This is a genomic window from Sphingomonas qomolangmaensis (genome assembly GCF_024496245.1).
GTDB lineage: Bacteria > Pseudomonadota > Alphaproteobacteria > Sphingomonadales > Sphingomonadaceae > Sphingomonas > Sphingomonas qomolangmaensis.
On record NZ_CP101740.1, the window covers coordinates 587,253 to 609,390 of the forward strand.

A 22,138-nucleotide genomic window follows, 5' to 3' on the forward strand; every position below is an offset into this window, starting at 1 on the left:
TAAAGCGCGTGGCCGCGAAGGCAAATGGGGTTTGCGCGCCCCGAGGACGTCAAGCGGCAGGCATCAGGCGGCGAGGCGCGCGGGCCGGCTTCCGTTCGACACACGGAAGATGCTGTCGCCCTGCACTTGACCAGTGCGGATTGGCAGCGCTGTTGCGCAAGTCGCGCATTCGGCGGTCACCCGTCCCACCAGCCATTGCGAGCCGCCACAGCCGGGACAGTGATTGATTTCCTGCAGCCGATAGCCGGGCTCGCCGGCGCGGACGGGGTGCTGAACGTGCATTACGATGAAGTCCTGATACTGGTTCGACCGCTTCAACCAAGGCGGTTCGCGCTTGGTTCCGCGTTCACGCCAACGACGATCAAGAACGTTTCGTCGTGACATGCCGGCAACAGCCGCACGGAGGCTAGTCGCGCGGCGGCGGCACCGACACGCCGGCATCGGTCTGCACCACCGGCTTCATCAATCCGTTGGCGTCATATTGGAGGTGCTCGGCGGTCACCGCGCGGCGACCGATCGAGCCTTTTAGTTCGCCGATCGTCAGCGATGCGTTGTGCGCGAACAGATACCAGTTGTTCTTGAATTCGGCGATTCCAGGATGGATCGTGAAGCTGGCTTTGCCCGATCCGGTCAGCTCGCCGCGATGCGTCCAGGGGCCGTCGAGCGAGGTCGCGGTCGAATAGGAAATCCGCTCGTCGCGATGCGTCTTTCGGTCGAGCGAGGCGTAGGTCAGGTAATAGAGGTCGCCGCGCTTGTGCAGCCATGGCCCTTCTTCAAAATGCGGCGGGGTGATCTCGCGGATCGGCCCGTCTATTTCGATCATGTTGGGCTTGAGCTTGGCGATATAGGCCTGGCGATTGCCCCAGGCGATCCAGGTGGTACCGTCGTCGTCGGTCAGCACCGTCGGATCGATATCCTCCCAGCTATGCGTCCCCTTGGGGGTCATCTCGTTGGTGATGAGCGCCGATCCCTTGGCGTCGACGAAGGGGCCGGTCGGCTTGTCCGCCACCGCCACCGCGATCGCCTTGCCCGGATGCGTGGCGTCGTGCTCGACCGTGGCAAAGAACCAGAATTTGCCGTTCTTCTCGATCGTCTGCGCGGCCCAGGCGTCCTGCTTGGCCCATTTGAAGTCCGACACCTTCATGATCGATCCGTGATCGCTCCAGGTCTTCATGTCGGTGGTCGAATAGACCAGCCAGTCGCGCATGTTGAACATCTGGTCGCGCTCGGCCTCGTCATGCCCGACATACAGATACAGCCGGTCGCCGACGACCAGCGGCGCGGGATCGGCGGTGAACTTGTCGCGGAACAACGGGTTCGATCCAGGGGCGGGTGCGGGCTTGCTCTGTGCCTGTGCCGCCGGCGCGTCGATCGCGGCGGCTAGCGTCACCGCGCCGCCTACGGCGAGCAGCGCGATCGCCGATGTGAGGGTGCGAAGAGGGAGGCGTTTGGCAGCGATCATCATTCGGCTCCTACGGGCAATTCGAACGGTACGGCGGGCAGCGGGGCTTCGTCGAACAGGTTCACCACCGGCGCATCGGCCCAGGCATAGCGGACGCGGTCGACCGCCTGGCCGTCGCCCTTGAGCCGGACGGTGCTGCCTTGCGCGCGCGCCTCGGCGAAGCGACAGCTGGTCGGACCGCACAGCTCGAAACCGATCGGCCCCGCCGCGCTCGACGCCGCAAGCTTGCCCTTCACGCCTTCGAAGGTGACGACGATATCGCCGGCGGCGCGGCGCGCATGCAGTGGCAGCGGGCCCGAGGGCGGCAGCTTCGCGCCATAAGCGAGCACCGATGCCGCCTGCGCCATGCGCTTGGCAAGGTCGTTCTTGTTCGCCGGGTGGATGTCGGTCGGCTCGCCGATATCGACCGCGGTGACGATCGCGGCGTGACCATCGGCGAGCGCGGCGCGGCGCTGTTCGTCGCGCACCACCGCCCAGCCGCTTTCCTGCGGCGCGGTCGGTGGCGCGCCGAAATTGGCGAGCCCGACGATGATAAAGGGAAGCTGCGGATCGCCGAACTGGCGCCGCCATCCGGCCATCAGCGCCGCCATCCGCGCGTCATAGCCGGGCATCCCGGCGTCCGACTCACCCTGATACCAGGCGGCGCCCTTCAGCGCGATCGGCCCGAGCGGCGCGATCATGCCGTTGTAGAGCGTCGAAACCCCGGCATGGCTTTCCCACGGCATCCGCGGCGCGCGTCCCAGATCGGCGGTCTCGACCGAATAGCGCCAGCCCTTGCCCAGCGGCACCGGCGCGGCACCTGCCGGGGTGATGCGGATCGCTTCGGCGGGGCCGATCATCCCGCCGGTCTGCCAGCTGTCGCCGACCGACACGATCACCTCGTTGCTCCCCTGGCGCAGCACCGATGCGGGCACCGTGTAGCTGCGCGGGCTTCCCCAGCCGAAGGTCGATCCGACCGCGATGCCGTTGACCCACACCACGTCGATCTCGTCCACCCCGCCCAATTCGATCAGCGCGTCGCCAGTGGGCGCGGCGGATAGGTCGAAGCGCTTGCGGAACCACACATGCCCGCCCGATTTGGCGGTCTGCGGATCGCCATAGTCCTGCCAGACGCCGATCTTGGGAACCGGCTTCCACTGGCGCTTGTCGGGCGCGGCCCAGGGTTCGGCGCCGACCGCGTCGCCGGTCTTGGCGCGCCACCATCCGCCCCATTGGTCGGCATATTGGCGGATCGCCGCGGTGCGGTCGCGTGCGTACAGCGCGAGCAGGTCGACGTCGGCGGCGGTGTCGGGCAGCTTGCGCGCATCGGCGGCGGCGATCCACGGGCGGATTCGCGTGCCGCCCCAGCTCGAATCGATAGCCCCCATCGGCACCTTTGCGTCTGCCTTCAGCGCCTTGACCATCAACAGGCAGGCGGCGGAGAAATCGGCTGCGCTTTCGGGGGTGGCCGCCTGCCACATCGGGCGTTCGGGCAGCGCTTCGTCGGCGGTAAGCCCGACGCGCTGCGCCATCGACAGCAGCCGGATGTCGGGATCGGCGGCGGCCTGGACCAGTCCTTCGCCGTTGAGCGCCGACTTCAGCGGATATTCCATGTTCGACTGGCCAGAGCACAGCCAGACATCGCCGATCATCAGGTCGCTCGCGCTCGCGGTGCCGTCGGCGCCGGTGACGTCGAGCCGGAACGGGCCACCCGCCTTTCGCGGCGCCAGCTTGGCTTGCCACGCGCCATTGGCGGCGGCGCGCACGCGCAAGCTCTGGGTGCCGAGCTTCACCGTCAGCCGTTCGCCGGGCTTGGCGGTGCCCGTGACGACGATCGGCCGATCGCGTTGCAACACCGCATGATCGCCCATCGGCGTCGCGATCGTCGGCACCTGTGCCGACGCCCCGACTGCGGCGGCGCAAGACGCGGCGGCGAGCGCCCAATAGCAGCGGCGACGTACGGCGGATGGCGTCATGCTCTCACTCCCAAACCTGTTATTTTCGCGTGCTATGGCGATGCCGGGTTGCCCCCGGCAACGATAATCGTGGCACTCAGCGCACCGAAAAGCGGCTGCGGTCCTTGTTGTCGGCGGTCGCGCCGGGGCTGTCGGCGCGCAGGCTGCCGTCGTCGGCGACGTGCAGATAGCGATTGGTCTCGAGCGACATCAGCAACGCGCCCCCGGTCAGCGCCTCCATCCACTGGAATTGCTGCGCCGCCCCGCCATCGGCGCGGCGCATCGTCACCGCGCCGTCCTCCGCCACCGTCAGCGCCTGGCCCCCGCGCAGCAGCGACACGCGGCCGAGCGGATGCTGCTGCACGAGCAATGGTTGCGCGAGCATCGGCGATCCGGCTGCGCCGATCGGGATGAAGCGCACCTGCTTGCCATAGGGGATGGCCGGGCGGCTCTCGGCGCGCGGCTCGTTCACCGCGAAGTCGAGGAAATCGGCATGGCCGCCGGGCTTGCTGCCCTTGTTGTACGCGAACAGGCTGTAGCGGACGCCCTGGAAGGTCAGCAGCTGGTACGGCATCGTGATCGGCGTGCCGATATTGCTGAAGCGGCGGCCATCGGTCGACACCGCGAACTGCGCCTGGTCGGTCGCGAAATCGCCATCGGCGCGAAGCCACACGCGATCCGACGACATCTGCTGCCGCGCGATTTCGCCGCGCAGTTCGTCGGTTACGACGAGCGCGAGCCCAGCGCCGGTGCGCTCGATCGCGATCGACGCGTGCGGACGGTTGAGCAGCGCCAGCCCCGCAACGTCACCAGTGCGCAGACCGCTCGCGTCGATTTCGACCACCGCCGCCGATTGCGGCCCCATCGCGCGCTGCGTCAGCGTGTTGCGCGCCTGCAGGAAGCCAGCGGCGGGGAGGGTGGTCAGCCGCAACGCCCCCGGCCGTGCCCGCAGCGACCAATTGGCGTCGACCGGCACGTGGTTCCATTGCCACACCGCGCCGAGCGCCGGCCCGTCGAAACGGTCGCCGCGCGCATAGGGCGCGCGGATCGGTTGGACGGGCAGCGCGGGCTTGACCCAGGTCCGCGGCGTCCGGCCGAGATTGCCCGGCAGCCCGAAATAGGGCCAGCCGTCCTTCCAGGTGATCGGCGACAGCCCGGTCAGCCGCCCGACCGAATTGCCCTCGAACATCGACCAGCCCCACCATTCGCCCGCAGGGGTCTGAATGATGCCGCCCTGGTGCAGCGCCAGCGCGCCGCGCGCGGTGCTCGGCGGCACCAGCGTGATCGGCTCCTTGTTGCCCGCCACGCGCCAGCCGTTGATCTGGCCGAAATCCTCGTCGATGCTGATCGCGCGATTGACCTCCCACGGGCCTGTCAAGGCATCGGCGCGCGCCGCGGGCATGCGGAACGGGCTCGCCCATTCGGCGCTGGTGATGAAGTAGCGGCCGGCGAATTTGTAGAAATGCGAACCTTCGCCCATCCCCTCGCCCTTGCGGATGATGATCCGCTCGGTGCCGGGCACGATGTCGGTCAGCGTCGCGTCGAGCTGCGCCAGGTGAATGTCCTGATAGCCCCATACGACCCAGGTCTTGCCGTCGTCGTCGAACAGCACCGACATGTCGTGCAGGCTGCGCTTCATCGGCGTGCGCTTCCACGGGCCCCCCGGCGACGTCGCGCTGAAGATCTGGCTGTTCTGCCCGTTGATGTTGGTGAAGATGTAGAAGACGCCGTCGCGATAGCGGAAGCTCGGCGCCCAGATGCCGCGGCCATAGACGTTCTTGCCGCCCTCGAGCCGGAATTCGGGACCGAGGTCGAGCTTGTCCATCGCGTAGCCGACGAACTTCCAGTTCACCAGGTCGCGCGAATGCAGGATCGGCAGCCCCGGCATCGCATGCATCGTGGTGCCGGTGAGGTAGAAATCGTCGCCGACGCGGATCATGTCGGGGTCGGAGAATTCGTCGAAGAACAGCGGATTGGTGAAGGTGCCGTTACCATTGTCGGCGGTCCAGGTCGCTGATTGGGCCAGCGCCTGTCCGCCGCCCGCATTCGCCGCGGCGATCGTCGCCGCCATGGCCAGCGCGAGCCCCAGCCCCAGACGTCGTCCTGCCATCGCATCCTCCCCCGTTCGGTCGTTATGTCCGTCGTGCGACCGTTTGCACTTGCTTAACTCGGACAATATCGGTTTTCTAGGCGGAATGATGCAGCGCGCGCGCGCATCGCAGATAAACCAAGGGGAGAGAGAAGTGCTGAAGCGATTCCATCTAGGGCTGGCCGTATCGTTCGCGGCATTGGTCGCGGCGCCCGCCGCGCTCGCGCAACAGGCCGCGGGTCAGGCGCCCGCCACCGCGACGCTGTCGGGCGACAAGCCGGGCCCGGTCATGCATCGCAACGTCTTCGGCCAGTTCGCCGAGCATCTCGGCACCGGCATCTATGAAGGCATCTGGGTCGGCGGCAATTCGCGTATTCCCAACGAGGGTGGCTATCGCCGCGACGTGCTGGCCGCGCTCAAGGCGATCAACGTGCCGATGGTGCGCTGGCCCGGCGGCTGCTTCGCCGACGAATATCACTGGCGCGACGGCATCGGCCCGCGCGGCAAGCGCCCGGTCAAGGTGAACACGAACTGGGGCGGTGTGACCGAGGACAACAGCTTCGGCACGCATGAATTCATGGGCTTCGTCGAGAAGCTGGGGGCCGAGGCCTATGTCTCGGCCAACCTCGGCAGCGCACCGCCGGCCGAGACCGCGCAATGGGTCGAATACCTCACCGCACCCGCAGGCACGAGCGTGCTCGCCAAGGAGCGCGGCGCCAATGGCCGCTCGCAGCCGTGGAAGGTCCAGTATCTCGGCATCGGCAACGAGCTATGGGGTTGCGGCGGCAACATGCGCGCCGAATACGCCGCCGACCTGACCAACCAATATTCGCAATTCGCCAAATCGACCAACGGGCCGATGCTCAAAATCGCCAGCGGTCCCAGCGATTCGAACTATGACTGGACCGAGACCTTCATGAAGATCTCGGGCAAGCACATCAACGGGCTGGCGCTGCATTACTATACCCGCCCGCGCGACAAGGACTGGAGCGACAAGGGCCCGGCGCTGGGCTTCCCCGAGCGTGAATGGGCCTCGACGATGGCGCATACGCTCCAGATGGAAGAGTTCATCACCAAGCATTCGGCGATCATGGACAAATATGATCCCGAGAAGAAGGTGATGCTCGCGGTCGACGAATGGGGCACCTGGTATGATCCGACGCCCGGATCGAACCCCGGCTTCCTTCAGCAGCAGAACTCGCTTCGCGATGCGGTGGTGGCGGGGCTCAACCTCAACATCTTCGCGCATCATGCCGATCGCGTGAAGATGGCGGCGATCGCGCAGCTGGTGAACGTGCTGCAGGCGATGCTGCTGACCGACGGCGCCAAGATGGTGAAGACCCCGACCTATCACGTCTTCGACATGTACCAGCCGTGGATGGACGCAACCACGCTGCCTATCGAGGTGGAATCGCCTTATTATCACAACGCCGAATTCGCGATGAAGGCGGTCAGCGCATCGGCGGTGCGCGACAAGAACGGGCAGGTGCACGTCGCCCTGGTCAACCTCGACCCCAACCGGCCGATGCCGATCTCGGTCGCGATGACCGGAGTGCAGGCGACCGGTGCTACCGGGCGGATCCTCACTGCCGAGGCGATGGACGCCCACAACAGCTTCGAACGGCCAGACACTTTGGTGCCGGTGGCGTTCGATGGCGCGCAGATCGCGAACGGCACCTTGTCGGTGACGCTGCCGGCGAAATCGGTGGTGGTGTTGGCGCTGCGCTAAAGGCCGCAGCTTCGGCGTCGCCATCCCGGCGGCGCCGACGTGGCACCGGCCCCGCGCTGAACGGGGCCGGTGCAGACGATCACAGGAAGCGGTTGATCAAATTCTCGATCCGCTCCTGCTGGCCCGACACCTGGTGTGGGTTCAGGTCGCGCTCGACTGCCAGATCGGCGATGCCGGCGAGGTCGAGCCCGCCGATCGTGCTGCCGATATCGGCATCCCAGCCGGCATAACGCTCGGCCTTGATCGCATCGACGCGGCCGTCCTCAATGATTGCCGCTGCTGCCAGCAGGCTCTTGGCAACGACGTCGATGCCGCCGACATGGCCATAGAACAGATCGGCAGGATCGATGCTCTGGCGACGAACCTTGGCGTCGAAGTTGAAGCCGCCATCGGTGAAGCCGCCCGCACGGATGATCTCGATCATCGCGAGCGTCAGCTCCTCGACCGAATTGGGGAACTGGTCGGTATCCCAGCCATTCTGCGGATCGCCGCGATTGGCGTCGATCGAACCGAAGATGCCGAGCGCCGCAGCGGTCGCGATCTCGTGCTCGAACGTGTGGCCCGACAGCGTGGCGTGGTTCGCCTCGATATTGACCTTCACTTCGTTCTCGAGGCCGTAGCGCTTCAGGAAGCCGTACACCGTCGCGGTGTCGAAGTCATACTGGTGCTTGGTCGGCTCGTGCGGCTTCGGTTCGATCAGGATCGTGCCCTTGAAGCCGATCTTGTGCTTGTGCTCGACCACCAGGCTCAGGAACCGCCCGAAATTGTCGAGCTCGCGCTTCAGGTCGGTGTTGAGCAGCGTCTCATAGCCTTCGCGACCGCCCCACAGCACATAGTTCTGGCCGCCCAGGCGATGCGTCGCCTCGAGCGCGTCGCGCACCTGCAGCGCGCCGAAGGCATAGACTTCGGGGTTGGGGTTGGTCGCAGCACCGGCTGCGAAGCGCGGGTGGCTGAACAGGTTGGCGGTGCCCCACAGCAACTTGCGGCCCGACGATTCCTGCAGCTTTTCGAGATGATCGACCGCCTCGGCGAAATAGCGGCGATGTTCGTTGACGTTCGCCGCATCGGCCATCACGTCGATGTCGTGGAAGCAATAATAGGGCACGTCGAGCTTCTGGAAGAAGTCGAACGCCACTTCGCGCTTTTCGGCAGCTGCCGCGCTGTCGTTCGCGCCGCGATGCCAGGGGCGGTTGAACGTCCCGCCGCCGAACACGTCCGAACCCGGCCAGCAGAAGGTGTGCCAGAAGCAGGCGGAGAAGCGCAGATGGTCCTCCATCCGCTTGCCCAGCACGACCTTGTCCTTGTCGTAATAGCGATAGGCTAGTTCATTGGTCGATTCGGTACCTTCGTACTTGATCGTTGGAATGTCGGCGAAGAAGTCGGACATCATGCGTTCCTTGTCGTGGATTTGGTGGTGATCCGGGGATAGGCCAGTTGGAAAGCCGCTTTTTTCTCCGCCAACGCGGCGACGAGCTGGGGATCGGGGGCGATGCGATGCGCCACCGGCGGCGCGACGCACACCTTGGCGGGATCGCCGCCATCGACCGCGAGTTGCGCGAGCCGCGCCGCGCCGAGCGCTGGGCCTACTTCGCCGCCCTGGAGGTAGACGAGCTCGACCCCCATCGCCGCGGCGATGACCTGGCCCCAATAGCGCGACCGCGCGCCGCCGCCGATCACCGACAGCCGCTCGACCACGGTACCCGCCTCGCGCAGCACCTCGAGCCCGTCGGCCAGCGCGAACGCCACGCCTTCGAGCACCGCCTGCGAGAGCCGTCCGGCGTCGCTGTCGTTATCCAGCCGAAGGAACGCGCCGCGAACCTCGGCGTCGTTGTGCGGCGTGCGCTCGCCCGACAGATAGGGGAGGAACAGTTCGGGGCCGCTGGCGGGGCCGGCGGCTTCGGCGCGCGCGAACAAATCGGCCGCGCCCGCCGCGCCGGTGATCCGCGCGACCCAGTCGATGCACGATGCCGCCGACAGATGCACCGACATCTGGTGCCACATCCCCGGCATCGCATGGCAGAATGCATGCACCGCGCGATCGGGGTTGGGTCGGAATTCCTGGGTGGCGACGAAGATCACGCCCGAGGTGCCGAGCGACAACAGCGCATCGCCGTCGGAAACGACGCCGACGCCCACGGCGCCCGCAGCATTGTCGCTGCCTCCGGCCGCCACCGGCACCTGCGGCATGCCCCAGGCTTCGGCGACCTCAGCGGTCAGCGTGCCGGTAATCTGCGTGCCCTCGAACAGGCGAGGCATCTGCGCGCGGGTCAGCCCGCATGCGCTGAGCAGCGTATCGCTCCAGTCGCGCTTGGCGACGTCGAGCCACAAGGTGCCCGCGCTGTCCGACAGGTCCGACGCCTTCTCGCTCGTCATCAGCAAGCGGACATAGTCCTTGGGCAGCAGCACCGTTGCGATCTTGGCGAAGGTCTCGGGCTCATGCTCGCGCACCCACAGCAATTTGGGCGCGGTGAAGCCGGGCATCGCGATATTGCCCGCGATCCTGCGCAGATCGGGGACTGCGCGTTCCATTGCCTCGCATTCGGCGTGGCTGCGGCCGTCGTTCCACAGGATCGCCGGGCGCAGCGGCACGTCATCGGCATCGAGCAGCGTGGCGCCGTGCATCTGTCCGGCAAGCCCTACGCCGCGCACCGACCGGCGAATGCTCGGCTCGATCGCCTGTACCGCGGCATTGGTCGCGCGCCACCAAGCTGCGGGGTCCTGCTCTGACCAGAGCGGATGCGGGCGCTGGACGGTCAAGGCGGCGACGCCCTGACCGACCACTGCGCCGGTCTCGTCGAGCACCACGGCCTTTACGCCCGAGGTGCCGATATCGATGCCGAGGAACATGCGCGATCAGTCCTTGAACGGATTGATCGGGACGATCGTGCCGTCGGGGTTGAAGGTCATCTCGGTCATCTTCACCGACCGCAGGTAGTTCTTATTCGACAGCTGGGTGTCGTGGTAGAACAACCACCATTTATCCTCGAACTTCACGATCGAATGATGCGTGGTCCAGCCTTGCACCGGCTCCATGATCCGCCCGGTGTAGGTGAACGGGCCATAGGGATTGTCACCCACCGCATAGGCCAGATAATGCGTGTCGCCGGTCGAGTACGTGAAGTAATATTTGCCCTCGCGCTTGAACATCCACGCCGCCTCGAAGAAGCGCCGCTCGTGATCGCCGCCAAGGATCGGCTTGCCTTCGGCATCGACGATCTGCACGTCGCGCGGCTTCTCGGCGAAGGTCTTCATGTCGGCCGACATCCGCGCGATCTTGGGCGCGAGCGCAGGCTTGTCGTCCTGCTTCAGGTCGGTGTCGCCGCCCTGCGCATTGTAGCTGCCGTTCGCCCAGCGCTGGAGCTGGCCACCCCAGATGCCCCCGAAGAACATGTAGCTCTCGTTGTCGTCGTCGGTGAATACCGCCGGATCGATCGAATAGGCGCCGGGGATCGGCATCGGCTCGGCGACAAACGGGCCGGTCGGCGACTTCGAGGTGGCGACGCCGATGCGGAAGACGTCGTCCTTGTCGCGCGCCGGCATGTACAGATAGTAAGTGCCGTTCTTGTACGCCGCGTCGGGTGCCCAGGTCTGCTTCGAGGCCCAGGGAATCTGCGATACGTCGATCGCGACCGGGTGGATCGTCACTTCGCCGCCCGGGCGGTCCATGCTCAGCACGCGATAATCTTTCATCGCATATTGGGTGCCCAGATCGTCATTCGGGATGCCCGCGTCGATGTCGTGGCTCGGATAGACGTAGAGCTTGCCGTTGAAGACATGCGCCGACGGATCGGCGGTGAAGATCTCGCTCACCAAAGGCTGGTTGAGATAGCGCTTGCCCTCGGGGCTGCGTGCCTCGCCACCCGCTGCCGTGTTGCCGCCCGCTTCGTTGGCGACCGCCTCGTTCGAGGTCGCGGTCTGCGACGCGTTGCAGCCGCCGAGCAAAATGAGGGGAAGCAGCATTGCGCTGGCCTGGAGCCCGATTTTCATGCCTTCGATCCTTTCCTATCGTCACGATCTTCTGCGAGATCGATGGTTCGTCAAAAATTACGTTAGCGCTATCATAGACGGACGCCCGGCTGGTACAAGCCTAGCGTGCCCCCGCAGCGGGGGGAAGGGCGTCCATCGCCGGGACGCGCGCTGCGGCGTCCCGGTCGGGCTTCCCTTTTCCCGCGCGGATGCCGACGCATCGGCCTCGACTCGTGCCCAAAGCTCAGTGATTGTCGCGCGGCAGGCCCATTGTCTGGGCGATGCGCTGATATTTTTCGGCACCTTCCAGGATTGCCCCGGTCTGCAACTGGCCGACGGTGGCGCGCTGGATTTCCTGCCACGGCGTCTGCGAGGCGGGATAGGCATAGCCGCCAGCCTCGGTAAGCGCGCGGCGGCGCTCCGCTAGTTCGGCGTCGTCGACCAGCACGTCGGCCGAGCCCTTGCCCAGATCGATCCGCACGCGGTCGCCGGTGCGGATCAGTGCCAGCCCGCCCATCGCCGCCGCTTCGGGCGAGGCGTTGAGGATCGAAGGGCTGCCCGACGTTCCCGACTGGCGACCATCGCCGATGCAGGGGAGGGCGTGCACGCCTTCGCGGATCAGATAGGCCGGCGCGCGCATGTTCACGACTTCGGCCGCCCCCGGATAGCCGATCGGCCCGGCACCACGCATGAACAGCAAATGGCTGTCGGTGATGCCGAGCGCGGGATCGTCGATCCGCGCGTGATAATCCTCTGGACCATCGAACACCACCGCAGGGCCTTCGAACGCCTCGGGATCGTCGGGGTTTGAGAGATAACGGTTGCGGAATTCGGGGCTGATCACGCTGGTCTTCATGATCGCTGATTCGAACAAATTGCCGCGCAGCACGATGAACCCGGCTTCTTCCTTCAGCGGCGTCGCGAACGGGCGGATGACCTTGTCGTCCTCGATCGTCGCATTGCGGCAATTGTCGCCGATCGTCTTGCCGTTGGCGGTGATCACATCCTCGTGGATCAGACCCTGCTTCATCAACTCGGCCACCACCGCGGGGACGCCGCCGGCATGATAGAAATCTTCCCCCAGATATTCGCCGGCGGGCTGCAGGTTGACCATCAGCGGCACCTTGTGGCCGTGCGTCTGCCAATCGTCGAGTGCCAGATCGGCGCCGATGTGGCGCGCGATCGCGGCGAGATGGATCGGCGCGTTGGTTGATCCGCCGATCGCCGAATTGACGACGATCGCGTTGAGGAACGCGTCGCGCGTCATGATGTCCGACGGCTTGAGATCCTCGGCGACCATTTCGACGATGCGGCGACCGGTGAAATAGGCGACTTCCTGGCGGTCGCGATACGGCGCCGGGATCGCTGCCGAGCCGGGCAGCTGCATGCCCAGCGCTTCGGCCAGCGAGTTCATCGTCGTCGCGGTGCCCATCGTGTTGCAATAGCCGGTCGAGGGAGCGGAGGAGGCGACGAGCTTGATGAAGCCCTCGTCATCGATCGCGCCGGTCGCGAGCAATTCGCGCGCCTTCCACACGATAGTGCCCGATCCGGTGCGCTCGCCCTTGTGCCAGCCGTTGAGCATCGGCCCGACCGACAGCGCGATCGCCGGAATGTTCACGGTAGCGGCGGCCATCAGGCAGGCCGGCGTCGTCTTGTCGCAACCGATCGTTAGCACCACGCCGTCGAGCGGATAGCCGTACAGCACTTCGACCAGCGCCAGATAGGCAAGGTTGCGATCCAGTGCTGCAGTCGGGCGCTTGCCGGTTTCCTGGATCGGATGGACGGGGAATTCGAGCGGGATGCCGCCCATTTCCCGGATGCCGTCGCGCAGCCGTTCGGCCAGCACGAGGTGATGGCGGTTGCACGGGGACAGATCGCTGCCCGTTTGCGCGATGCCAATGATCGGCTTGCCCGAGCGCAATTCCTCTAGGCTCAAGCCGAAGTTGAGATAGCGCTCGAGATACAGCGCGGTCATGTCGACGTTCTCGGGATTGTCGAACCAGGCGCGCGAGCGGAGCTTTGGCTGGAGCTGGGGCGTGTCAGTCATGCAGGGTCTTTCGCGAAACAGGCAGGTGGGTCAGCGCTTCGTCGACACGCGGTAGATCATGACATGCCGATAGGGCTTGCCGGGATCGACGCGCGCCGAGACGAAGCTCGGCTGGTTGGGGGCATCGGGGAATTTCTGGGGCTCAAGCGCGATGCCGTCGCCCATACGGTAAAGATGTCCGTCTTTCCCAACGTATGTGGCATCGAGGAAGTTGCCGCTGTAGAATTGGACGCCGGGCTCGGTCGACAGCACTTCGAGCACGCGGCCCGAGGCCGGGTCCTCGAGCCGCGCCGCGATTTCGGGGGTATCGGTCAGGCCCTTGTCGAGCGCGTAATTATGGTCGTAGCCCTGCGCGACGCGGATCTGCTCATCCCTGCCGTCGCGAATACGCTCGGCGATCATTCGCGGGCGGCGAAAGTCGAACGGCGTATTCTCGACCGGTCGCAGCTCGCCGGTCGGGATCAGCGCGGCGTTGACCGGGGTATAGGCGCGCGCGGGAATCGTCAGCAGCTGGTCGGTCGCGCCCATCGGCGATCCGTCGCCCGCCATGTTGAACAAGGCGTGGTTGGTCATGTTGACGATAGTCGGCTTGTCGGTCTTCGCATCAAACGCGATCCCCAGATTGCCGGTCTCGTCGAGCGTATAGGTGACGGTGACGTCGAGCTTGCCCGGATAGCCGGAATCGCCGTCGGGGCTGCGGTGCGACAGCACCAGCTTGGCGGTCGGCCCGCTGCTGACGGACACGACCTTCCACAGGATCTTGTCGAAACCGTTGCCGCCGCCGTGCAGCGAATTGACCTTGTCGTTGAGCGGCAGCTGATGGCTCTTGCCGTCGAGCGTGAACTTGCCCCCTGCGATCCGGTTGGCGAAGCGGCCGACGGTGACGCCGAAATAATTGGGACGATCGACATAGGAGGCGACGTCGTCATAACCGAGCACCACATCGGCGACCTTGCCGTCGCGACCCGGTACCATCAGTGATTGCAGCGTGGCGCCATAGGTCAGTACGCGCGCGCTGACGCCATTGGCGTTGCTGAGCGTGATCGCCTCGACCACCGATCCGTCCTTGAGCGTTCCCGCCGCTTCACGCGTAGCGGTGGCGGCGATCGCCCCGCCGGGGGACGTCATGGCCAGCATTGCACCAATCATCAGCGTCGCTGCCTTCATGTTCGCCATCCTTCGTCTCTCCCGCGCGGGCGTCGGTCTATGCGTCCGCTGCGCGGATATAGTCAGACAACATATCGGTGGGCAAGCGCCGGCGGGCGGCTTTCGGGTTCGGTTCGGCGGCAATCAGGCGAGGATCGACCCGCCCTTCATAACCATCTTGACGCGGCCCTGCACCGGCAGGCCGTCGAACGGGGTGTTGCCCGCCCGCCCAACCATCCGGTCGGCGACGATCTGCGCGCCGATGTTCGGATCGACCAGGATCAGGTCGGCGGGCTGCCCCGCCGCCAGCGTCCCCGTGTCGAGCCCCAGTATCCGCGCGGGGTTTCGGGCGAGCAACGCGAACAGCCGCTCGATCGTGATCGTGCCGTCGTGCACCATTCCAAGCCCCAGCGGCAGCAGCGTCTCGGCGCCCGACATGCCCGGCGCCGAATCGGCGAAGGGCAGGCGCTTTTCCTCGGGGCCGCGCGGATCGTGCGACGAAGTCAGCACGTCGATCGTCCCGTCGGCGAGCGCCGCGAGCGCCGCGCGCCGGTCGTCTTCGCTGCGCAGCGGTGGCGAGAGATGCGCGAAGGTGCGGAAATCGTTCATGGCGATGTCCGAAAGCAGCAGATGCCCCGGCGAAATCCCGCAGGTCACCCGAACCCCGCGCGCACGTGCCGCGCGGATCAGGTCGAAGCCCTTGGCCGTCGTCACCTGACGGAAATGGAGTGCTGCGCCGGTTTCCCCCGCCAGCATCAGGTCGCGGGCGATTGCCAGCGATTCGGCGATCGCGGGAGCGGCGCGCAGCCCCAGCCGCGTGGCGGTCTCGCCCTCGGTCGCGACCGCGCCTGCAGCGAGCCCGGCATCTTCTGGGTGGGCGACAACCGTCAGCCCGATATCGGCGGCATAAGCGAGCACCCGGCGCATCACCCCGCTATCGGCGATCCAGCCGCGCCCGGTCGCCACCGCGCGCGCGCCGGCTTCCTGGTTGATCGCCATTTCGGCGAGGTCGATGCCCGCCAGCGCGCGAGTCGCGGCGGCGATCGGATGGACCCATAGCTCAGGCTTGCCCATGTCGGCGGCGCGCTGGACGATGCCCGGATCGTCGAGGATCGGCGACTGATCGGGCATCAGCCCGACACGGACGATCCCGCCGGCAAGGCACGCAGGCTTGTCGATCGCGAAAACCCCCAGATCGACGATCGCGGGCGCCAGCATCCGCCCGCGGCAATCGACGATCGCGGCACCTACCGGCGCGTCGAAATCGCCGACGCGCATAATGCAATCGCCCTCGACCAGCAGGTTGCCTTGCCGTTTGCCGCCGTCGGGGCAGACCAAGGTCGCGTTCACGAAAGCGGTGGTCATGCCCAACCCTCCACGCCGCGTGCGCGCCGCGTCAGCACGTCGAGACACGCCATCCGCACCGCGACCCCCATTTCGACCTGTTCGGTGATCGCCGATCGCCCCGGCATATCGGCGACCGACGAGGTAATCTCGACCCCGCGGTTCATCGGCCCCGGATGCATCACCAGCGCGTCGGGCTTCGCAAGCGCCAGCCGCTCGGGGGTCAGGCCATAGCGGCGGTGATATTCGCGCGTCGACGGGATAAACGCCCCCGACATCCGCTCGTTCTGCAGCCGCAGCATCATCACGACGTCGGCACCATCGAGCGCGGCGTCGAAATCGGTGAAGCGCGTAACCGCCATCTGCTCGACCGCGGCGGGCATCAACGTCGACGGGCCGACGACGCGCACTTCGGCGGCGAGCGAGGCAAGCGCCAGCATATTCGATCGCGCGACCCGGCTGTGCAGCACATCGCCGCAGATCACCACGCGCTGCCCGGCGATGCTGCCGCGCCGCCGCCGGATCGTCAGCGCATCGAGCAGCGCCTGCGTCGGGTGCTCATGGCTGCCGTCGCCGGCGTTGAGCACCGGGCAATCGACCTTGTCGGCGATCAGCTGCACCGCGCCCGAGCTGCCGTGGCGGATGACGATCACGTCGGCGCGCATCGCGTTGAGCGTGACCGCGGTGTCGATCAGCGTCTCGCCCTTCTTCACGCTCGACTGGCCGACGCCCATGTTGACGACGTCGGCGCCGAGTCGTTTTCCCGCGATCTCGAACGACAACAGCGTGCGCGTCGAATTTTCGAAGAACGCGTTGATCTGCGTGACCCCGTCGAGCCGGCGGTCGTTCTTGGCGCGCGCGCGGTTCGCCTCGATCCATTGCTCCGATTCGTCGAGCAGGAAGGTGATCTCGTGCGGCTGCAGCCCGCCGATACCCGTGAGGTGCCGGTGCGGGAACGCGACGCGTCCGGGCAGGACGGCGGCGGGGGAGTGGTCCGAAGCTGACATCAAGGCCGGCGGTTAGAACGCCCCCGCTGCGCACGCAAGCTTATGCGGCTTCCAGCTTCGAGACGAAGGTGCCAGCAGCGGCGCGCAATTTCCGCGAGGTTTCGGCAAGCGCCGACGCGGCGCCCAGCACGCGACCGGACAGCGTTTCGGTGTCGTGCGCCACCATCACCACATTGGCGATCTGGTCGGCCATCTGCGTTGCTCCCGCCGCGGTATCGATCGCCGTGGTCTTGAGCGCGGCAGCGGTGGCGCGCTGCGCGTCGATCGCGGTGCGGATCGCCGCCGCAGCTGTGGCGAGATCGCCGATCGCGCCGGTGATTCCGGCTAGCGCATCGTGCGCGATCTCGGCCTCGCCATGGACCGACGTCGCGAGCGTGCGGATTTCGCCCGTCGCGCCGGTGGTTTGGCCCGCCAACAGCTTCACCTCCTGCGCGACCACCGCGAAGCCGCGTCCGACGTCGCCCGCACGCGCCGCCTCGATCGTCGCGTTGAGCGCTAGCAAATTGGTGCGTGCAGCGATCGCGTGGACCGAATCGGCGAAGCGTCCGATCGCTTCGGTGCGCTCGGTGAGGTGGCGGACCGCGTCGTGCCCCGACGTCGATACGTCGCGCGCGTCATGGCTCAACCGCGCCTGGCGATCGACGCTGGCTCCGATCGCGTTGATCGACAGCGACAGTTCGGCGATCCGCGCTGCAAGCGCCTCGGCGCTGGCTGACGACATCGCCGCGGTATCGGCGCTTTCGGTCGTCTCGCGGCTCGCGCGGCGCGCAATGTCCTGCAGGTCGCGGGCCGACGCCTCGAGCTCGGACGACGCAGCGGAAACCGATCCGACGATCGCGTCGATCGTGTCGTGGAAGCTGCCCGCGAGCGCCAGCATCTCGGCGCGGCGCGCCTCGGCGGCGTCGCGCTCGGCGGCTTCGCGGCGTTCGCGCTGCTCGCCTTCGCGGCGTTCGGCCGCAGCAGCGGCTTCCATCGCGGCTTCGACCTCGTGGCGGCGCGCGATCGCGTCGGCAGCCGCAGAGTTGCTGTCGGCCTGCGCCTGTTCCTGCCGCAGCATCAGCGCCTGCAGCCGCATCGTGAGAAACGCGAGCACGCCGCACTGCAGGACCACCGCGATCACGTGGATGATCGTCCGCCAGACATTGCTGCCGCCCAGGAACACCCAGTCTGTGACGAGCAAGCCGAAGCTCAGATGATGCACCGCGATCAGCGCCGAGGCCAGCACCAGCGGGCGCCAGTCGCACAGCACCGCCAATGCAGCGAGCGCGACGAAGAAATACATGTGGATATCGATCTGCCACGCGCGACCCGCATATAGATAGACGCCTAGCGCGGGGAGCAGCGCGGCGAGCACGCCCAGCATCAGCCGTGCATTGGCGTCGCGCTGACTGCGAAGCAGCGCGATCGTGGGGGGCAGCGTGGCTGCGATCCCGATCGACAGCACGATGCCGAATCCAGGCGCGCGAAGGACCATTCCCATCACGCCGATCGCCGCTACGCTGACCCAGGCGGCGATGACCAGCAGGTCGAAGCCGCGGCGACGAAATGCGTCGAGCTGGTTCATGCCTTCTCCACCGTTTCGCTGCCGCAGCCGGCCCCGGGCGCACGCAGCAACAGGATCGCGCGCCCCTGCGTTTGCCCGCGCAGCGCTGTCAGCGGCGATTCGACGATCAGCGACCCCGGCCAGCCGCCGGTCGCTACCAGCGATCCGCCCGCCGCTCGTGCCAATGCCGCCATCGCGCCCGCCGAGGTGCCGTCGAGCGGGACCATCAGGATACGCCCGCGCTGCGGAGGAAGCCCCGCGAGCACGCCCATGCCGACGATCGCGACCACGGCTTGGCCGATGAGTATCGAAAAGGATGAAAAACGCGGTAGTTGGAACACGCGGCCGGTGTAACGGCGAGTAGTTAGTGCGAAGTAAACTGCCCAACAGGGTCTTTCGGACCGTTGTTCAGCCGTGCGCGAGCGCGTCGATCGCGCCCTGCAGGATCCAGGCGGCGGCCATGTTATCGATCAATTCGGCGCGTTTCGCACGGCTTGCGTCCTGTTCGATCAAGGTCCGCTCGACCGCGACGGTCGACCAGCGCTCGTCCCACAGCAGTATCGGCAATGCCAAATCCTCGACATTGCGCGCGAAGGCGCGGGTCGATTGGGTGCGCGGGGTATCGCTGCCGTCGAGGCTGAGCGGCAGCCCGATGACGATCCCGCGCACGACCTGCTTGCCGATGACGCCGGCGATTTCGGCCTTGTCCTTCTGGAACTTGGTACGGCGGATCAGCGTGGCGGGGCTGGCGAAGCTCCAGCCGGCGTCGCAGAACGCGGTGCCGATCGTCTTGGTACCGACGTCGAGCCCGATCAGCCGCCCGCCAGCAGGGAGTGCCGCGGCGAACGCCGCCTTCTCGGTGGTGATCATCGCGCGAACGCCGCCATCCGCCGCGCCGCATCCTGCCGGACATTGCCCCAGAACAGGCTGTAGTCGAACACGTGGTAGTTGTTTCCCGGCAGCACGTAATTGCCGAGGTCGGGGGGGCTGCCGATCATCAGGATACCGCGCCCTTCGCAGCGCGCCGGGATGCGCCCGGGCTCGAGCGTCGCCTCGGTCAGGTCTTCCGACGGGAACAATGCGCCCAGATTGGCCGGAGCCTCGGCCGAATCGCCGGCATTGCCGGTGATCGGGTTGGTGCACACCAATGGCGTTCCCGCGCGCGGCAGGCCGTTGAAGCCGGTGGTTTGATCGAAGGTGTCGAAGATCAGCGAGGGATCGGCGGGCTCGGCAAAGCTCTGCCACGAGAGGATGCAGCCGGACTGCTGCGCCGTCGCGCATTCGGGCAGGCCGAGCATGGGCAGATCGGCGGGCTTCGACACCGGCCAGCCGACGACATAGGCGGCGACGATCCGGTCGGCGATCGGCTGGCCCGCGATCCGGTCCTTGAGCAGATGCGTCAGGTGCAGCGCGCCCTGGCTATGCCCGGCAAGGATGATGGGTCGATCGGGACCGACTTCGCCCACAAACTGGTCGAACGCTGCCAGCACGTCGCGATAGGCGAGCGCCAACGCCTGGCGCGCGCTGTCCTCGCTGGTCAGGAACGCGCCGAAGGTCGCCTGGCGGTAGCGCGGGGCCCAGACCGCGCCGACTTCGTTGAACGCGCTCGCCTGGCCGCGCAGGAAAATCTCGGCGCGGCCATTGGCGTCGGCATTGTCGAGCGGCGCGTTCCAGTGGCCACGATCGAGATACGAGGTGGGGTGGATGAAGAACACGGCGGCGGGCGGATTCGCGCCGACGGTCAGCCCCTGCGGCACCCAAAGCGCCGGATTGCCCGCGCGATCGGGCCGCGCGATCCACATGGCGGGCTTGGCATAGGCATTGGGCTCGGGCTCGGGCAGCGCCTCGAACGGTGCGCTCGGCACCATCGTCCGGCGCAGCAGCTCGATCCCGTACAGGCGATAGGCAAACGCCGCGGCGATCGCGAGGATGATGAGCACCGCCACCACGTACAGAAATTTGCGCGCCACTATCCAAATCCTTCCTGCCCGCGAACCAGCGGACCCGCGCACACCCCGTGCGACAGCCTTGCGCGCGGCGCAACCGCAGCTTTGGGGGGTGGACGCTTGAAGCGGGCAAGGCACGATGCTAGCCGCGACGAATGTCCGTAGACACCGCAACCGTGAAACGCATCGCGAGCCTCGCCAGGATCGCGATCACCGATGACGAGGCGCAGGCAATGGCGCCCGAACTCAACAACATCCTTGGCTGGATCGAGCAATTGGGCGAGGTCGATGTCACCGGCATCGAGCCGATGACCGCCGTCATCCCCAACACGCTTCGTTTGCGCGAAGACGTGGTGACCGAGCCCGACCAGCGCGACCTGGTGCTGGCCAACGCGCCGCAGGCCGAACATGGCTTTTTCGCGGTGCCCAAGGTGATCGAATGACCAAGCTTACCGACCTCACCGTCGCCGGTATCCGTGACGGATTTCGCGCAGGCGATTTCTCGGCGCGCGAAGTGGCCGAAGGCTTCAACGCGGCGGTTGCCGGCGCGAAGGCGCTCAACGCCTTCATCGTCGACACCCCCGATCATGCTCTGGCCGCCGCCGACGCCGCTGACGCCGCGCGCGCGGCAGGCGACGCGGCCAAGCCGCTGGCGGGCGTGCCGATCGGCATGAAGGATCTGTTCTGCACCAAGGGCGTGCAGACCACCGCAGCGAGCCACATCCTCGAAGGCTTCGTGCCGCCCTATGAATCGACGGTGTCGGGGAAATTGTGGGAAGCCGGGGCAGGGATGCTCGGCAAGCTCAACCTCGACCAGTTCGCAATGGGGTCGTCGAACGAGACGAGCTATTTCGGCAACGTCATCAGCCCCTGGCGGCGCAACGACGGCGGCAACGCCGCGATGGCCCCTGGCGGATCGTCGGGCGGCAGCGCCTCGGCGATCGCGGCGCGGCTGTGCCCCGCGGCGACCGGCACCGACACCGGCGGATCGATCCGCCAGCCCGCGGCGTTTGTCGGCATCTCGGGCATCAAGCCTACGTACGGCCGCTGCTCGCGCTGGGGCGTCGTCGCCTTCGCCTCGTCGCTCGACCAGGCGGGGCCGATGGCACGTGATGTGCGTGACTGCGCGATCATGCTCGAGGCGATGAGCGGGTTCGACGCCAAGGATTCTACCTCGCTCGATCTGGAAGTACCGCATTGGGAAGCCGGATTGTCGAGCGATCTCAAGGGCAAGCGCGTCGGTATTCCCAAGGAATATCGGGTCGAGGGTATGCCCGCCGAGATCGAAGCGTTGTGGCAGCAGGGGATCGACTGGCTGCGCGACGCCGGGGCAGAGATCGTCGAGGTATCGCTGCCGCACACCCGCTACGCACTCCCGGCCTATTACATCATCGCCCCGGCCGAGGCGTCGTCGAACCTCGCGCGCTATGACGGCGTCCGCTATGGCCAGCGCGAACTGCCCGAGGGCGCGAACCTGCAGGACATGTACGCCGCGACTCGATCGGCGGGCTTTGGTCCCGAGGTGAAGCGTCGGATCATGATCGGCACCTATGTGCTGTCGGCGGGCTATTACCACGCCTATTACACCCAGGCGCAAAAGGTCCGAACGTTGATCGCGCGCGATTTCGCCGAGGCGTGGGACCATTGCGACCTGCTGCTGACCCCGACCGCGCCGTCGGCGGCGTTCGCGTTGGGCGAGAAGATGGCCGATCCGCTGGCGATGTACTTGAACGACGTGTTCACCGTGCCGTCGTCACTGGCGGGGCTGCCCGCGATGTCGGTGCCCGGCGGACTCGACGCCGGCGGCCTGCCGCTGGGGTTGCAGGTGATCGGCCGCCCGCTCGACGAACAGAGCGTGCTGAATGCCGGCCTGGCATTGGAAGAACGCGCCGGCTTCACCGCCCGCGCCGAGGCATGGTGGTAAG

The 22,138-nt window shown here is 66.7% G+C and carries 18 protein-coding genes; 3 read left to right on the top strand and 15 right to left on the bottom strand.

The window, feature by feature from the left end; genetic code table 11:
• Positions 1 to 63: 63 nt before the first annotated feature.
• From NMP03_RS02840 to NMP03_RS02855, 4 genes are all read right to left on the bottom strand, one after another.
• On the bottom strand, positions 64 to 318 hold the full coding sequence (locus NMP03_RS02840; protein ID WP_256507032.1) for a hypothetical protein: 255 nt from the start codon (positions 316 to 318) through the stop codon (positions 64 to 66).
• Positions 319 to 406: 88 nt separating this feature from the next.
• Positions 407 to 1,465 carry a glycoside hydrolase family 43 protein gene (locus NMP03_RS02845; RefSeq protein ID WP_256507033.1) on the bottom strand — a complete coding sequence of 353 codons (1,059 nt, stop codon included), beginning with the start codon at positions 1,463 to 1,465 and terminating at the stop codon, positions 407 to 409.
• Positions 1,462 to 3,417, bottom strand: coding sequence for a sialate O-acetylesterase (locus NMP03_RS02850; protein ID WP_256507034.1), 1,956 nt, complete (start codon positions 3,415 to 3,417; stop codon positions 1,462 to 1,464). Before NMP03_RS02850 ends, NMP03_RS02845 begins: the two co-directional genes overlap by 4 nt.
• A gap of 76 nt (positions 3,418 to 3,493) precedes the next feature.
• A complete protein-coding gene (locus NMP03_RS02855) occupies positions 3,494 to 5,506 on the bottom strand; it encodes a glycoside hydrolase family 43 protein (protein WP_256507035.1) in 2,013 nt (670 codons plus the stop codon).
• A gap of 88 nt (positions 5,507 to 5,594) precedes the next feature.
• Between NMP03_RS02855 and NMP03_RS02860 the strand changes: the two genes are divergently transcribed.
• The gene (locus NMP03_RS02860; RefSeq protein WP_406698412.1) at positions 5,595 to 7,214 is read left to right on the top strand and encodes an alpha-N-arabinofuranosidase; all 1,620 of its coding nucleotides are present in this window, start codon (positions 5,595 to 5,597) and stop codon (positions 7,212 to 7,214) included.
• Between the two features lie 79 nt (positions 7,215 to 7,293).
• On the opposite strand, the gene xylA is transcribed toward NMP03_RS02860, so the two are convergent.
• The 11 genes from xylA to NMP03_RS02915 form a co-directional block, all read right to left on the bottom strand.
• Positions 7,294 to 8,604, bottom strand: coding sequence for a xylose isomerase (xylA, locus tag NMP03_RS02865; protein ID WP_256507036.1), 1,311 nt, complete (start codon positions 8,602 to 8,604; stop codon positions 7,294 to 7,296).
• A complete protein-coding gene (xylB, locus tag NMP03_RS02870; protein ID WP_256507037.1) occupies positions 8,601 to 10,061 on the bottom strand; it encodes a xylulokinase in 1,461 nt (486 codons plus the stop codon). Before xylB ends, xylA begins: the two co-directional genes overlap by 4 nt.
• 6 nt (positions 10,062 to 10,067) lie before the next feature.
• On the bottom strand, positions 10,068 to 11,201 hold the full coding sequence (locus tag NMP03_RS02875; RefSeq protein ID WP_256507038.1) for a glycoside hydrolase family 43 protein: 1,134 nt from the start codon (positions 11,199 to 11,201) through the stop codon (positions 10,068 to 10,070).
• 223 nt (positions 11,202 to 11,424) lie between these two features.
• Positions 11,425 to 13,227 carry an IlvD/Edd family dehydratase gene (locus tag NMP03_RS02880; RefSeq protein WP_256507039.1) on the bottom strand — a complete coding sequence of 601 codons (1,803 nt, stop codon included), beginning with the start codon at positions 13,225 to 13,227 and terminating at the stop codon, positions 11,425 to 11,427.
• A 30-nt stretch (positions 13,228 to 13,257) separates the two neighbouring features.
• Positions 13,258 to 14,403 (bottom strand): aldose epimerase family protein, encoded by a 1,146-nt coding sequence (locus NMP03_RS02885; RefSeq protein ID WP_455153312.1) that lies wholly within the window; start codon positions 14,401 to 14,403, stop codon positions 13,258 to 13,260.
• A 114-nt stretch (positions 14,404 to 14,517) separates the two neighbouring features.
• Positions 14,518 to 15,738 (bottom strand): dihydroorotase, encoded by a 1,221-nt coding sequence (locus tag NMP03_RS02890; RefSeq protein ID WP_256507041.1) that lies wholly within the window; start codon positions 15,736 to 15,738, stop codon positions 14,518 to 14,520.
• Complete coding sequence (locus NMP03_RS02895; protein ID WP_256507042.1) at positions 15,735 to 16,724, bottom strand: aspartate carbamoyltransferase catalytic subunit; 990 nt, start codon at positions 16,722 to 16,724, stop codon at positions 15,735 to 15,737. Before NMP03_RS02895 ends, NMP03_RS02890 begins: the two co-directional genes overlap by 4 nt.
• 40 nt (positions 16,725 to 16,764) lie before the next feature.
• Complete coding sequence (locus tag NMP03_RS02900; protein WP_256507043.1) at positions 16,765 to 18,288, bottom strand: methyl-accepting chemotaxis protein; 1,524 nt, start codon at positions 18,286 to 18,288, stop codon at positions 16,765 to 16,767.
• Positions 18,285 to 18,557: a hypothetical protein gene (locus NMP03_RS02905; RefSeq protein ID WP_256507044.1), complete on the bottom strand. Its 273-nt coding sequence runs from the start codon at positions 18,555 to 18,557 to the stop codon at positions 18,285 to 18,287. The genes NMP03_RS02900 and NMP03_RS02905 overlap by 4 nt, the downstream gene beginning before the upstream one ends.
• A gap of 118 nt (positions 18,558 to 18,675) precedes the next feature.
• Positions 18,676 to 19,137, bottom strand: a complete 462-nt coding sequence (gene ruvX, locus NMP03_RS02910) for a Holliday junction resolvase RuvX (RefSeq protein WP_256507045.1) — start codon at positions 19,135 to 19,137, stop codon at positions 18,676 to 18,678.
• Positions 19,134 to 20,237, bottom strand: a complete 1,104-nt coding sequence (locus NMP03_RS02915) for a DUF3089 domain-containing protein (protein WP_256507046.1) — start codon at positions 20,235 to 20,237, stop codon at positions 19,134 to 19,136. The genes ruvX and NMP03_RS02915 overlap by 4 nt, the downstream gene beginning before the upstream one ends.
• Positions 20,238 to 20,368: 131 nt before the next feature.
• Between NMP03_RS02915 and gatC the strand changes: the two genes are divergently transcribed.
• Positions 20,369 to 20,656, top strand: a complete 288-nt coding sequence (gene gatC / locus NMP03_RS02920; RefSeq protein WP_256507047.1) for an Asp-tRNA(Asn)/Glu-tRNA(Gln) amidotransferase subunit GatC — start codon at positions 20,369 to 20,371, stop codon at positions 20,654 to 20,656.
• Entirely contained in the window at positions 20,653 to 22,137 is a 1,485-nt protein-coding gene (gatA, locus tag NMP03_RS02925; protein WP_256507048.1) for an Asp-tRNA(Asn)/Glu-tRNA(Gln) amidotransferase subunit GatA, read from the top strand. The genes gatC and gatA overlap by 4 nt, the downstream gene beginning before the upstream one ends.
• Position 22,138 lies beyond the last annotated feature (1 nt).